This window comes from Kitasatospora cineracea (genome assembly GCF_003751605.1).
Taxonomy (GTDB): Bacteria; Actinomycetota; Actinomycetes; order Streptomycetales; family Streptomycetaceae; genus Kitasatospora; species Kitasatospora cineracea.
Genome location: NZ_RJVJ01000001.1, coordinates 2781597 through 2795735, shown reverse-complemented (window position 1 = coordinate 2795735; position 14139 = coordinate 2781597). Strand labels below are relative to the sequence as shown.

Genomic DNA, 14139 nt, shown 5'->3' with positions numbered 1-14139 from the left:
GCGCTAGATCCCTATCGGCCGCTGCGAGCGCACCGACTGCAGCAGGCCCACCGCGATCCAGACCGCGAACATCGAGGAGCCGCCGTAGGAGACGAACGGCAGCGGGATGCCCGCGACCGGCATGATGCCGAGGTTCATGCCGATGTTCTCGAACGCCTGGAAGGCGAACCAGGTGACCGCGCCGGCCGCCAGGATCGTCCCGTACAGGTCGCTGGCCTGGCGCGCTATCCGGCAGGCGCGCCACAGGATGACGCCGAGCAGGCCGATCATCACCAGGCCGCCGGCGAAGCCGAGTTCCTCGCCGGCCACGCTGAACACGAAGTCGGTCTGCTGCTCGGGGACGAACTGCCCTGTGGTCTGGGTGCCGTGGAACAGGCCCATGCCGGTCAGGCCGCCGGAGCCGATCGCGATCCGGGCCTGCGCGGTGTTGTAGCCGACGCCGGACGGGTCGAGCGCCGGGTTGGCGAAGGCCGCGAAGCGGTCGATCTGGTACTGGCTGAGGACGCCGAGCTTCCAGACCGCCAGCGCCCCGGCGGTGCCGCCGGCCAGCAGGCCGACCACCCAGCGGTTGGCGGCGCCGGAGGCCAGCAGCACGCCGAGCACGGTGACCACCATGACCATCACCGAGCCGAGGTCCGGCATCAGCATGACCACGGCCATCGGGAAGCCCGCCACCGCCAGCGCCTGCAGCACGCTGCGGGTGGGCGGGTTCTCCCGTTCTCCGGTGTCCACCCGGGAGGACAGCACCAGAGCCATCCCGAGCACGATCGCCAGCTTGGCGAACTCGGCGGGCTGGATGGAGAAGCCGCCGCCGAACTGGATCCAGGAGTGCGCGCCGTTGATGGTCGAGCCGAGCGGGCTGAGCACCGCGAACAGCATCAGGATCACGGCGAGGTAGATGAACGGCACCGCGGTGCGCAGCCGGCGGGTGCCGAGCACGATCACCGCCGTGCACAGGACCACGCCGATCAGCAGGTTGGTCAGGTGCCGGTACAGGAAGTACTGCGGGTCGCCGTGGGTCAGCGAGTCCCGGCCGCGGGTGGCCGACCAGACCAGCAGCGAGCCGATCAGGGAGAGCGCCAGCGCCGCCAGGATCATGATCCAGTCGAGCCGCCGCAGCGGGGAGTCCTTGGCCAGCGCCCGCCCCAGCAGGGACCTCGGCGGCCCGAAGCGGAAGGAGCCGTAGGAGTCGTACGGGGTCATGCCCGGCCCCTTCCGTACCCGCCGCCGCGGGTGGGTTCGACGGCGGCCAGCAGCACGCCGGCGGGCTGGGCGGCCCGGGTCGGCGGGGCCGGGTCCAGGAAGGTCGCGCCCGGCTCGTAGCCGAAGGCGGTGGGGACGATCGCGGTGCCGTCCGGGTTGAACTTGGGCAGTTCGGCCTGCGGCTTGGGCAGCAGGGCCTTGGAGTTGTCGATGTTGCCCTTGTCGTCGACGCCGTACAGCGCCTGGTAGATCCGGCGCACCGAGTCGCCGGAGCCGCCGGAGCCGGTGCCGCCCTGACTGATCGTCATGACCACCGCGTAGTCGTTGCTGTAGGTGGTCAGCCAGGAGGTGGTCTGCTTGCCGGCGACCTCGGCGGTGCCGGTCTTGGCGTGCAGCTCGATCTTGCCCTGCGGCCAGCCGGAGCCGGTGAACTTCCAGGCCGCGGTGCCGGAGGTGATGACGCCGGCGGTGGCCTGGTCGATGTACTGCAGCAGCTTGCCCTGGGCCGGGATCTTGCCGTCCTCGTGCGGGGCGATGTCGCGCACCAGGCTGCCGTCGGGGCTGACCACGGCTTTGCCGATGGTGGGCCGGTACAGCGTGCCGCCGTTGGCCAGCGCCGAGTAGATCCGGGCCATCTGCAGCGGGGTGACCAGGGTGTCTCCCTGGCCGATGGCGAAGTTGACCATGTCACCGGCGCGCATCTGGTTGCCGTCGGCGCAGTTCTCGCGGGCGATCTCGTCGGCGTACTCGTGGCCGCCCTTGGCCGCCTGGTCGCACCAGGAGGTCTTCATCGCGTCGTAGTACGACTGCTTCCACTGCCGGTCGGGGACCCGGCCGGCCACCTCGCCGGGCAGGTCGATGCCGGTCTTGGCGCCGAGGCCGAACTCGTGGGCGGTCTTGAAGAACCAGTCCTGGGCGTCCTTCTTGGGCTTGAGGCCGCCGTCCTTCATCCACTGGTCGTAGGCCAGGCCGTAGAAGACGGTGTCGCAGGAGACTTCGAGCGCCTTCTCCAGCGAGATGTCGCCGAACTGCTCGCTCTCGAAGTTCTTGAACTCGCGGCCGCCGATGGTCAGCGACTTCGGGCACGGGTAGTGCCCGTTGAGGTCGTAGCCGGCCTGCACGGCGGCGGTGGTGGAGATCACCTTGAAGGTGGAGCCGGGGGCGGACTGACCCTGTATGGCCCGGTTGATCAGCGGGTAGTTGGAGTCCTTGCTGTTCAGCGCCTCGTAGTCCTTGGCGGAGATGCCGCCGACCCACAGGTTGGGGTCGTAGGTGGGGGCGCTGGCCATCGCCACGATCCGGCCGGTGTGCACGTCCATCACGACGGCCGCGCCGGAGTCGGCGATGTAGTTGCGGCTGGTCTCCTTGTCGTACTGGGTGCGGGCCTCGACCATGGCCTGGTTCAGCTGGTCCTCGACCACCTTCTGCACCCGGGCGTCGATCGAGGTGACCAGGTTGTTGCCGGACTGCGCGGGGGTGGTGCCGGCGCTGCCGATCACCCGGCCGAGGTTGTCGACCTCCAGCCGGTCGACGCCGGTGGTGCCGCGCAGGTCGTCGTCGTACACCGACTCCAGGCCGGCCCGGCCGATCTGGTCGGAGGGCAGCCGGCGCTCCCGGCCGGTCTTGTCGGCGCTCTTGGTGACCTCGTCGTCGGTGACCGGCGAGAGGTAGCCGAGGATCTGGGCGGCGCTGGCGCCCTCCGCGTTGGTGTAGCGGCGCAGCGCGGTGGGCTGGGCGGTGACGCCGGGGAAGTCCTCGCGGCGCTCCATTATCTGCATCGCCTGCTGGGTGGTGGCCTGCTGGGTGACCGGGATCGGCTGGTACGGGGAGCCGTTCCAGCACGGCTGCGGCGTCTTGGCGTCGCACAGCCGGACCTTGTTCTTCACGTCGTCGGCCGGGACGCCCAGCACGTCGGCGAGCCGGGTCAGCACCGCCTTGCCGTGGTCCTTCTGCTGGAGCAGCGCGGTGCGGGAGACCGACACCACCAGCTTGGTCTCGTTGCCGGCCAGGATCCGGCCGGAGGCGTCCAGGATCTCGCCGCGGACGGCGGGTTCCACCACCTCGCGGATGTGGTTGCCCTGGGCCTTCTCGGTGAACTCCTTGCCGTTGCGGATCTGCAGGTACCACAGCCGCCCGCCGAGGGTGGCCAGCAGCGACAGGACCAGCACCTGCAGGACGACCAACCGGATCGTCACCCGGCGGGTCCGTCCGGTCTCGGGGATGTTGCTCACGTGCGCGGACTCCGTCCCGGCTCAGGGGCGCTTGGCGAGGCCGAGCGCGCGCTTCTTCTTGTAGGGGGTGGCGGAGGGCTCGCGGGTGGTCCGGTAGCGGGCCAGCGCGCCGAGGCCGGAGCCGCCGTCCGCGCCGCGCTCGGTCTCGTTGACCACCCGGTCGCCGTCGAAGCGGCGGGCCAGCAGCATCACCAGCGGCACCGTGAACGGGGCCAGCAGCACGTCGTACAGCAGGGCGCTGAACACCAGGCCGGTCAGGCCGACGTGCCGGGCCGCGGTGTCGCCGACCAGCGCGCCCACCGTCGCGTACAGCAGGGTGGAGAGCACCGCGGCGACCGCCACCACGCCCAGCGCGGACAGCGCCGAGCGCTGCCGGCCGCCCTCCGGCCTGAGCAGCCCGGCGCCGTAGCCGACCAGGCAGAGCACCAGCGCGTACCGGCCGACCGCGTGGTCGGACGGCGGGGCGAGGTCGGCCAGCAGGCCTGCGCAGAAGCCGACCAGGCAGCCGCCCGTCGGGCCGTAGACCAGGGCCAGGCCGACCACCACCAGCATCAGCAGGTCCGGGGTGGCGCCGGGCAGTTGGAGCCGGCCGAGGATGCTGACCTGGATCACCAGGGCCAGCACCAGCAGCACGGCGGACAGCAGGATCCGGTTCACACGCGGCATCAGTTCCCCCCGGTGGTCGGCGGTACGGCGGCGATCGGCGCCTGCGGGTTGCCCGCGGCGCCGGCGGACGCGGCGGGCACCGGCGGCAGCACCGCGTCCCGCGGGTCGGTGCGCGGCGGGACGACCACCACGCCGACCAGGTCGAGCCGGGTGAACTGCACGTACGGCTCGACCAGGATGGTCTTGGTGAGCTGCCCGGGGGTGGCCTGCACCTCCTTGACGGTGCCGACCGGCACGCCGGGCACGAACGGGCGGCCGCTCTGCGAGCCGAAGGTGACCAGCCGGTCGCCGGCCTTCACCTGGGCCCGGCCGTTGAGCAGTTCGATCCGCATCGGCGAGGCGCCCTGCCCGGCCGCGAAGCCGATCTCGCCGCTGCCCTCCAACCGGACGCCGGCGGTGAAGCCGGGGTCGGAGGCGAGCAGCACGGTGGCGGTGGTCGGGGCGACGGTGGTGATCCGGCCGACCAGGCCCTGGCCGTCGATGACGGTCATGTCGCGGGTCAGGCCGTCGTCGCTGCCGGCGTCGATGGTGATGGTCCAGGAGAAGCCCTGGGCCGCGCCGATCGCGATGACCTGGGCGGCCTTGACGGTGTAGCCGCCGGAGCCGGCCGTGCGCAGCATGTCGTCGAGCTGCTTGGTGCGGCCCGCCGCGGCGTCCGAGGAGGCCAGCTTCTGGCGCAGCTCGGTGTTCTCCCTGGTGATCTGGTCGAGCCGCTGCTGGTGGGTGCCGGCGTCGCGGATCGCCCGGATGTAGCCGGCGACCGGGTCGACCGCGCCGGCCGCGGCGTTCTCCACCGGGCCGAGCGCGGAGGCCGCGGCCCGGCGGGCGCCGCCGAGCGGTGAGTCCTGGCCGCCCTTGATGTCCACGGTGATCAGGGCGAAGGCCACCACCACCAGTAGGACCAGCAGTAGTCGACTCTCTCGGGTGTCCCTCACGGTGCCGCCGCCGCCCCTTCGTGCTGCCTGCCCATCGGCTCGGCTCGTTGTGTAGTTCGAATGGCCTTGCTCAACGACGCGGCTGGGCGTCCAGGACCTGCTGCAGCGCCTCGAACTCCTCGACGCACTTGCCCGCCCCCAGCGCCACCGAGTCCAGCGGGTTCTCCGCGATGTGCACCGGCATGCCGGTCTCCCGGCGCAGCCGCTCGTCCAGGCCGCGCAGCAGGGCGCCGCCGCCGGTGAGCACGATGCCGCGGTCCATCACGTCGCCCGCGAGCTCCGGCGGGCACTGGTCCAGCGTGGTCTTCACCGAGTCGATGATCGAGTTCACCGGCTCGTCGATGGCCTCGCGGACCTCGGCGGCCGAGATCACCACCGTCTTCGGCAGGCCGGAGACCAGGTCACGGCCGCGGATCTCGGCGTGCTCGTCCTTCTCACCCTCCAGGCCGAACGCGGAGCCGATCGACATCTTGATCTGCTCGGCGGAGCGCTCGCCCAGCAGCAGGCTGTACTCCTTCTTGATGTGCTGGACGATCGCGCTGTCCAGCTCGTCGCCCGCGACCCGCAGCGACTGCGCGGTGACGATCCCGCCGAGCGAGATCACCGCGACCTCGGTGGTGCCGCCGCCGATGTCGACCACCATGTTGCCGGTGGGCTCGTGCACGGGCAGGCCCGAGCCGATCGCCGCCGCCATCGGCTCCTCGATGATGTGCACCTGGCGGGCGCCGGCCTGCATGCTGGCCTCGACCACGGCGCGGCGCTCGACGCCGGTGATGCCGGAGGGGACGCAGACCACGACCCGCGGGCGGACCAGGTAGCGGCGGCGGTGGATCTTCATGATGAAGTACCGCAGCATCCGCTCGGTGATCTCGAAGTCGGCGATCACGCCGTCCTTGAGCGGACGGATGGCGACGATGTTGCCGGGGGTCCGGCCGATCATCTTCTTCGCCTCGGCGCCGACCGCCAGGATCCCGCCGGTGTTGGTGTTCACCGCCACCACCGAGGGCTCGTTCAGCACGATGCCCTTGCCCCGGACGTACACCAGCGTGTTCGCGGTGCCTAGGTCGATCGCCAGGTCCCGGCCGAGAAACGACAGGTTGTTCGCCATGGGATGTCGAGTGCCTTCCCGAGTTCGGATCAAGGGCGGGGAGCGGACCGACCGCGTGGGCCCGCGAGCGGGCTGACGTCGGCTGAGCAGCCGTTCCGTGCCCGTGAGTTGGGTCCATCGTAGTCACGCCGGTCAGCGCGGACGGCGGGTACGGCGTGCCGCCCATTCTCCGGGGGCGAATCGGCTTCTCCTGGCATTGGGACGCCGTGTCGGAGGGTAGGGTTCCGTGATTTGAGGATTAACGCTCGGAGGGAGCAACCGGAGCCGCCGTCCGGCCCCTGAACTGCGACTTCCCCCGGAACGGCGCCCCATGCCCGGTGCGGGCACGGGACACCGGACCGCTACCGGATCCTCACGCGTGCGCGGGGAAGAAGATCTTGATCTCGCGCTCGGCCGACTCCGCGGAGTCCGAGGCGTGGATCAGGTTCTCCCGGGTGATGGTCGCGTAGTCGCCGCGGATGGTGCCCGCGCCGGCCGCCAGCGGGTCGGTCGCGCCGGCCAGCGCGCGGATGCCGGGGATGACGTTCTCGCCCTCGACGACCAGCGCGATCGACGGGCCGGAGGTCATGAAGCCCAGCAGCGGCTCGTAGAAGTCGCGGCCGACGTGCTCGGCGTAGTGCTGCTCCAGGGTCGCGCGGTCGAAGGTGCGCAGTTCCATCGCAGCGAACCGCCAGCCGGCCTTGCGCTCGATCCGGCTGATGATCTCGCCGGCCAGGCCGCGCTGCACGGCGTCGGGCTTGAGCAGGACGAGAGTGCGCTGGGACACGGTACGGCTCCTGAGGTGTTGGGTCGTGCCTGACTGTGCCCCCGACACTACCCCGGCCGTGGCGGCGCCCCGACGCCCAGTCCCACGTCAGGCCGGTCGGACCGCGGCGGGCGCCGCTCCGGCGGCCGTCTCGGCGGCGGTCTCGGCGACGGCCCGCTGGGCCTTGAGCACGTCGATCTTGCGGCCGTAGTGCACCGAGCACCACCACAGGCCGCCGAAGACCACGCCGAAGGCGTACATGGTCGGCAGCACCAGTCCGCCGGCCAGCACGGCCAGTTGCAGCGCCCAGCCGACGTACACCGCGCCGGGGCGGGTGATCACGCCGCACAGCAGCACGCACAGCGCGATCGCCACCGCGCTGACCGCCCAGATGGTGCCGGTGCCGACGTCGGTGAGCTTCATCGCCACCAGGCCGGCGAACATGATCAGCAGGGCCTCGCCGATCAGGGTGGAGGAGCACAGGGTGCGCATCGGCGGTTACTTCCTTCCGAACAGCAGGCGCGCCTCGCCCACCGTGATGACGGAGCCGGTGACCAGGACGCCGGCGCCGCCGAGGTCCTCCTCCTCGGCCAGGGTGACGGCGGCGTCGATCGCGTCGTCCAGCCGCGGCTCGACCTGCACCCGGTCCTCGCCGAAGACCTCGACGGCGATCGCGGCCAGCCGGTCGACCGGCATCGCGCGGTGGGTGGAGTTCTGGGTGATCACGACCTCGGCGAGGATCGGCTCGAAGACCTCCAGCAGGCCGGTGACGTCCTTGTCGCCGCTGGTGGCGATCACGCCGACCAGCTTGGTGAAGCCGAACGCCTCGCCGATCGCGGCGGCGGCGGCCTGCGCGCCGTGCGGGTTGTGCGCGGCGTCCAGGATGACGGTGGGGCTGCGCCGGACCACCTCCAGCCGGCCCGGGGAGGAGACGCCGAACAGCGCCTGCCGGACCTTCTCCTCGTCCAGGTGCTCGGCGCCGCCCTGGCCGATGCCGAAGAACGCCTCGACGGCGGCCAGCGCCAGCGCGGCGTTCTGCGCCTGGTGGTCGCCGTGCAGCGGGAGGAACAGGTCCTGGTACTCGTGGCCGCCGAGGCCGCGCAGGGTGACCAGCTGGCCGCCGACCGCGACCTCGCGGCGCAGCACGCCGAACTCCATGCCCTCGCGGGCCACCGTGGCGTCCACCTCGACGGCGCGGCGCAGGATCTGCTCGGCCGCGTCCAGCTGCTGCTGGGCGACCACGGCGAGCGCGCCGGGCTTGACGATGCCGGACTTCTCGACCGCGATCTCCCCGGTGGTCTCCCCCAGCTTGTCGGTGTGGTCCAGGCCGATCGGGGTGATCACGGCGACCTGGGCGTCGATCACGTTGGTGGCGTCCCAGGAGCCGCCCATGCCGACCTCGACCACCGCGACGTCCACCGGGGCGTCGGCGAAGGCGGCGTACGCCATGCCGGTGAGCACCTCGAAGAAGGACATCGCCACCGGCTGGGCGGCGTCGACCATCCGCACGTAGGGCTCGATGTCCCGGTAGGTCTCGACGAACTTCTCGGGGGTGATCGGCGCGCCGTCCAGGCTGATCCGCTCGGTGACGGACTCCACGTGCGGGGAGGTGTAGCGGCCGGTGCGCAGTTCGAAGGCGCCCAGCAGCTGCTCGACCATCCGGGCGGTGGAGGTCTTGCCGTTGGTGCCGGTGATGTGGATCGAGGGGTAGGAGCGCTGCGGCTGGCCGAGGATGTCCATCAGCGCCTCGATCCGGTCGAGCGAGGGCTCCAGCTTGTTCTCCGGCCAGCGGGTGGCCAGTTCGGCCTCGACGGCGCGCAGTTCGGAGTCGGTGCCGCCGGCGTCGGCGGGACGGACGGTGTAGGGGTTGGGCTCGGCCTTGTCGCTCACCGGGCCAGTCTAAGGACTCCGCACGCCGGGGCCGGACGGCCACCCCGGCCCGCGGGCCCTCTTGACACCGGAATTGGTCTACTCCACCGTGTGAGTCGCTCCCACGCTCCCCGCTCCCCGCACCGCACCCCCATCGACACTCCCCCACATGGAGATGGCATGCGTGCACCACAGCCCCAACCACAGCCGGGCCGACGCACCGGACGGGCCCTGCTCGCCGGACTGGTCGCGGCCTCCACCGGCCTGGCCGGCCTGCTGATGGCCGGTTCCGGCACGGCCACCGCCGGCGTCGCGCCCAACGTGGACGTGATCGCCAACGGCGACTTCTCGGCCGGCAACCACATCGGCCCGTGGACCTGCGGCCCGACCGTCACCGCGGTGAACAACGCCGCCACCGGCTGGGACCTGCAGGGCTCCCCGGCCGGCAACGACTACGCCAACTGCAGCCAGACCGTCACCGTGCTGCCCAACTCGACGTACACCCTGAGCGCCGTGGTGCAGGGCGGCTACGTGTTCGCGGGGGTCACCGGCACCGGCGGCACCGACCCGTCCACCTGGAGCTCCAACTCCGGCTGGAACACCCTGACCTCGACCTTCACCACCGGCGCGGCCACCACCTCGGTGTCGGTCTGGTTCCACGGCTGGTACGGGCAGACGCCGTTCACCGTGGACAAGGTCTCGCTGGTCGGCCCGGGCACCGGCGCCAGCCCGTCGCCGTCCGCCACCAGCCCGTCGCCGACGGTCTCGGAGTCCAGCAGCCCGCCGGCCTCGCCGTCCCCGTCGCCGAGCACCACCACGACGACGCCTCCGCCGCCGCCCAGGAAGCACCTGCTGACCGGCTACTGGCAGGACTTCTACAACGGCGCGACGCCGCAGCGGATCAGTGACGTCCCGGCCGCCTACGACATCATCGCGGTGGCCTTCGCGGACGCCACCAGCACCCAGGGCGGGATCAGCTTCACCCTGGACCCGACGCTCTCCTCCAAGCTCGGCGGCTACACCGAGGCCGACTTCAAGGCCGACATCGCGGCCAAGCGGGCGGCCGGCAAGAAGGTGATCATCTCGGTCGGCGGGCAGAACGGCACCGTCTCGGTGGCCAACTCCACCGCGGCGGCCAACTTCGCCAACTCGGCCTACGGCCTGATCCAGCAGTACGGCTTCGACGGGATCGACATCGACCTGGAGAACGGCGTCAACTCCACCTACATGGCGCAGGCGCTGCACACCCTGGCAGCCAAGGTCGGGTCCGGGTTCGTGCTGACCATGGCGCCGGAGACCATCGGCATGCAGTCCACCGGCGGCGAGTACTTCAAGCTGGCGCTGGCCACCAAGGACATCCTGACCATCGTCAACATGCAGTACTACAACAGCGGGGCGATGCTCGGCTGCGACGGCGGCGTGTACTCGCAGGGCACCGAGAACTTCCTCACCGGCCTGGCCTGCATCCAGCTCCAGGGCGGCCTGCGGCCCGACCAGGTCGGCCTGGGCGTGCCGGCCTCCACCAGCGCGGCGGGCGGCGGCTTCACCAGCCCGTCGGTGGTCAACGCGGCGCTGGACTGCCTGGCCTCCGGCACCAACTGCGGCAGCTTCGTCCCGCCGGCCAAGTGGCCGACCATCGGCGGCGCGATGACCTGGTCCACCAACTGGGACGCCACCGCGGGCAACCAGATCGCCAACACGGTCGGCGCGCACCTGCACGCGATGCCGTGACCTGACCCGCCGGGCGCGGCCCGGGGCGGCGACCCGCCGTCCCGGGCCGCGCAGTGACGATCCGTCAGTACGTGGCGCGGGGCAGCGGCAGCCGCCCCGCGTGCCGGCGGCGCAGTTCGGCGGCGATCTCCTCGGCCTCGCCCTCCGGCAGCAGCGGCAGCATCATCGCCACCGCCTGCACCAGGCCGCCGAGCAGGTAGGTGGTGTCGGGCGTGCCGGCCACCAGGGCGCGCACCTGGGCGACGTCGCCCGCCGCGACCGCCTCCAGCAGCAGGGCGGCGCCGGCCGCCTCCTCGTCCACCGGCACCTGCGCGGTCTCGTGCGGGGCGCGCCGGGCCAGGCCGCGCAGCACCCGGTCGGCGACCTCGGGGGCGTACGCCTTGCGGACCGCCTCGGCGGCGATCCACACCAGCAGGGTGGCCACCTCGCGCTCGACGTGCTCGGCCAGCAGCCGGTCCAGCTCGGTGTCGAAGGCGATCTGGTTTCCGTGCCGGAATGCCAGCAGCAGCGTCGCCGCCCGGGCCTTTGCCGCCTCCACCTCTTCCGCCGGAAGTTCGTCCGGAAGTTCGTCGGCCAACTCCCCGGTCGCCATCATGTGCGTACCCTCCGTTCGCGCCCCGCCCGAATGGGAACTTCCGCCCACCGTACACATCCGGTGTGCAAAGGTCGCTGAACGCGCGGGGGTGGGCAACGCAATGCATTCCAAATGGCGCGGGCCGCCAATTGCCGCGTAATGACGCCGAATAGGGGGTGCTTCACCAGTACCGCGACGCGCGGGCAAGGGAATTGACAGACCGCCGGTAACAACTCGGGAAAATGCGGAGGGCCGCCGCCCCCGGGGGGAGCGACGGCCCTTCCTGACGCGCGGTCAGCCCTGCGGCAGCGCCGCGAGCTGGGCGGTGATCCGCTCGATGTCGGCCTCGGCGGCCGCCAGCCGGGTGCGGATCTTGGCGACCACCTCGTCCGGCGCCTTGGCCAGGAAGGCCTCGTTGCCGAGCTTGCCGGTGGTCTGCGCCTTCTCCTTCTCGGCGACGGCCAAGTCCTTCTGTAGGCGCTTGCGTTCGGCCGGGACGTCGATGGTGCCGGACAGGTCGAGCTCGACCGTCGTGCCGGCCACCGGCAGCGCGGCGGTGGCGTGGAAGCCCTCCTCCGGCTGCGTCAGGCGCAGCAGCGAGCGGATCGCGGCCTCGTGCGCCTCCAGCCGGTGGCCGGCCAACTCCAGCCGGGCCGGGACCTTCTGGGTGTCGCGCAGGTTCTGGTCGTTGCGGAAGCGGCGGATCTCGGTGACCACCTGCTGCAGCTGGGTGATCTCCGACTCGGCGTCGGCGTCCCGGTAGCCGGAGTCCTTCGGCCACTCGGCTACCACCACCGACTCGGCGCCGGTCAGCGCCGTCCAGAGCGCGTCGGTGACGAACGGGACGATCGGGTGCAGCAGGCGCAGCGTCACGTCCAGCACCTCGCCGAGGACCCGGCGGGCGTGGTCGGCCTGCGGGCCGCCCTTGCCCAGCGTGGTCTTGGAGAGCTCGACGTACCAGTCGAAGACCTCGTCCCAGGCGAAGTGGAACAGCGCGTCGGAGACCTTGGCGAACTCGAAGTCCTCGTACATCGCGTCGACTTCGGCGACCGTGGCGTTCAGCCGGGACAGGATCCAGCGGTCCGCGGCGGTGGTCTCCTCCGGCGCGGGCAGCGGGCCCTGGACGGTGGCGCCGTTCATCAGGGCGAACCGGGTGGCGTTCCAGATCTTGTTGCAGAAGTTGCGCGAGCCCTTGACCCAGTCCTCGCCGATCGGCACGTCCGCACCGGGGTTGGCGCCGCGGGCCAGGGTGAAGCGGACGGCGTCGGCGCCGTAGGCGTCCATCCAGTCCAGCGGGTCGACCGCGGTGCCGGAGGACTTCGACATCTTCTTGCCGAACTCGTCGCGGACCAGGCCGGTCAGCGCGACCGTCTTGAACGGGATCTCGCCGTCCATCGCGTACAGGCCGAACATCATCATCCGGGCGACCCAGAAGAAGATGATGTCGTGGCCGGTCAGCAGGACGTCGGTCGGGTAGAACTTCTCCAGGTCGGCCGTCCGCTCCGGCCAGCCGAGGGTGGAGAACGGCCACAGGCCGGAGGAGAACCAGGTGTCCAGGACGTCCGGGTCCTGGGTCCAGCCCTCGCCGGCGGGCGGCTGCTCGTCCGGTCCGACGCAGACGACCTCGCCGTCCGGGCCGTACCAGACCGGGATCCGGTGGCCCCACCAGAGCTGGCGCGAGATGCACCAGTCGTGCATGTTGTCGACCCAGTCGAAGTAGCGGCGCTCCAGCTCCTTCGGGTGGACCTGCACCCGGCCGTCCCGGACGGCGTCGCCGGCGGCCTTCGCCAGCGGCTCGACCTTGACCCACCACTGCAGCGACAGCCGCGGCTCGACCACGGTCTTGCAGCGCGAGCAGTGGCCGACGGCGTGGTCGTAGGGGCGCTTCTCGGCGACGATGCGCCCCTGCTCGCGCAGCGCGCCGACCACGGCGGCCCGCGCGTCGTGCCGGTCCAGGCCGAGGAACGGGCCGTGCACCGTGATGGCGCCGCGCTCGTCCATCACCGTCAGGTTCGGCAGGTTGTGGCGCTGGCCGATGGCGAAGTCGTTCGGGTCGTGCGCGGGCGTCACCTTGACGGCGCCGGTGCCGAACTCCGGGTCGACGTGCTCGTCGGCGACGACCGGGATCTCACGGTCCGTCAGCGGCAGCTTGACCGTCCGGCCGACCAGGTGCGCGTAGCGCTCGTCGGACGGGTGGACGGCGATCGCGGTGTCGCCCAGCAGGGTCTCGGCCCGGGTGGTGGCGACCACGATCGAGTCCTCGCCGTCCCCGTAGCGGATCGAGACCAGCTCGCCGGGGACGTCCTCGTGGTCGACCTCGACGTCGGAGAGCGCGGTCAGGCAGCGCGGGCACCAGTTGATGATGCGCTCGGCGCGGTAGATCAGGCCGTCGTCGAAGAGCTTCTTGAAGATGGTCTGGACGGCCTGCGAGAGGCCCTCGTCCATGGTGAAGCGCTCGCGCGACCAGTCGACGCCGTCGCCGAGGCGGCGCATCTGGCCGAGAATCCGGCCGCCGTAGTTCTCCTTCCACTCCCAGACCTTGTCGACGAAGGCCTCCCGGCCCAGGTCGTGCCGGGACAGGCCGGCCTCGGCGAGCTGCTGCTCCACCCTGTTCTGGGTGGCGATGCCCGCGTGGTCCATGCCCGGGAGCCAGAGCGCCTCGAAGCCGAGCATCCGCTTGCGGCGGGTCAGCGCGTCCATCAGCGTGTGCTGGAAGGCGTGGCCCAGGTGCAGCGCGCCGGTGACGTTCGGGGGCGGGATGACGATGGTGTACGCCGGCTTCTCGCTCTTCGCGTCGGCCGTGAAGTAACCGCGCTCCACCCAGCGCTCGTACAGCTCGCCCTCTACCTCGGCCGGGGCGTAGGTCGTCGGGAGGGTGGCTGCGTCGTCCCCGGCGTGGGAGCTCGCGGGGCGCTGGTTCGTCGTGTCGGTCACGACGAACAGTTTACGGAAGGCGGGACCGCGGTTACGAACCGATTGTGTCCGGACCACTCGGGCACGGTGGGGGGGCCGTACGATAGCGTGCCGCATACTCGAGCACTCAACAGACCACAGGGCCGCGCGACTCGTGAGCGGCG

The 14139-nt window shown here is 71.5% G+C and carries 11 protein-coding genes; 1 reads left to right on the top strand and 10 read right to left on the bottom strand.

Going from position 1 to position 14139, the window contains the following annotated elements; genetic code table 11:
* Positions 1–3 precede the first annotated feature (3 nt).
* The 8 genes from rodA to folC all read right to left on the bottom strand — a co-directional run bounded on the left by rodA (position 4) and on the right by folC (position 8778).
* Positions 4–1203, bottom strand: coding sequence for a rod shape-determining protein RodA (rodA, locus tag EDD39_RS12800; RefSeq protein ID WP_123555693.1), 1200 nt, complete (start codon positions 1201–1203; stop codon positions 4–6).
* Complete coding sequence (mrdA, locus tag EDD39_RS12795) at positions 1200–3434, bottom strand: penicillin-binding protein 2 (protein WP_123555691.1); 2235 nt, start codon at positions 3432–3434, stop codon at positions 1200–1202. The genes rodA and mrdA overlap by 4 nt, the downstream gene beginning before the upstream one ends.
* A gap of 21 nt (positions 3435–3455) precedes the next feature.
* Positions 3456–4100, bottom strand: coding sequence for a rod shape-determining protein MreD (mreD, locus tag EDD39_RS12790; RefSeq protein WP_030458239.1), 645 nt, complete (start codon positions 4098–4100; stop codon positions 3456–3458).
* Entirely contained in the window at positions 4100–5035 is a 936-nt protein-coding gene (gene mreC / locus EDD39_RS12785; protein WP_030458240.1) for a rod shape-determining protein MreC, read from the bottom strand. The genes mreD and mreC overlap by 1 nt, the downstream gene beginning before the upstream one ends.
* A 70-nt stretch (positions 5036–5105) precedes the next feature.
* Positions 5106–6131, bottom strand: coding sequence for a rod shape-determining protein (locus tag EDD39_RS12780; protein WP_030458241.1), 1026 nt, complete (start codon positions 6129–6131; stop codon positions 5106–5108).
* Between the two features lie 364 nt (positions 6132–6495).
* Positions 6496–6909 (bottom strand): nucleoside-diphosphate kinase, encoded by a 414-nt coding sequence (gene ndk / locus EDD39_RS12775; RefSeq protein ID WP_030458242.1) that lies wholly within the window; start codon positions 6907–6909, stop codon positions 6496–6498.
* A gap of 87 nt (positions 6910–6996) precedes the next feature.
* Entirely contained in the window at positions 6997–7380 is a 384-nt protein-coding gene (locus EDD39_RS12770) for a DUF4233 domain-containing protein (protein WP_123555689.1), read from the bottom strand.
* 6 nt (positions 7381–7386) lie between these two features.
* A complete protein-coding gene (gene folC / locus EDD39_RS12765) occupies positions 7387–8778 on the bottom strand; it encodes a bifunctional tetrahydrofolate synthase/dihydrofolate synthase (protein ID WP_123555687.1) in 1392 nt (463 codons plus the stop codon).
* A gap of 159 nt (positions 8779–8937) precedes the next feature.
* On the opposite strand from folC, the gene EDD39_RS12760 reads away from it, so the two are divergent.
* Complete coding sequence (locus EDD39_RS12760) at positions 8938–10488, top strand: chitinase (protein ID WP_123555685.1); 1551 nt, start codon at positions 8938–8940, stop codon at positions 10486–10488.
* A gap of 64 nt (positions 10489–10552) precedes the next feature.
* Here EDD39_RS12760 and EDD39_RS12755 read toward each other — a convergent pair whose 3' ends face one another.
* Together EDD39_RS12755 and EDD39_RS12750 are read right to left on the bottom strand one after the other, a co-directional pair.
* Positions 10553–11083, bottom strand: coding sequence for a hypothetical protein (locus EDD39_RS12755; RefSeq protein WP_030906585.1), 531 nt, complete (start codon positions 11081–11083; stop codon positions 10553–10555).
* A gap of 273 nt (positions 11084–11356) precedes the next feature.
* Entirely contained in the window at positions 11357–13996 is a 2640-nt protein-coding gene (locus tag EDD39_RS12750) for a valine--tRNA ligase (RefSeq protein WP_123555683.1), read from the bottom strand.
* Positions 13997–14139 lie beyond the last annotated feature (143 nt).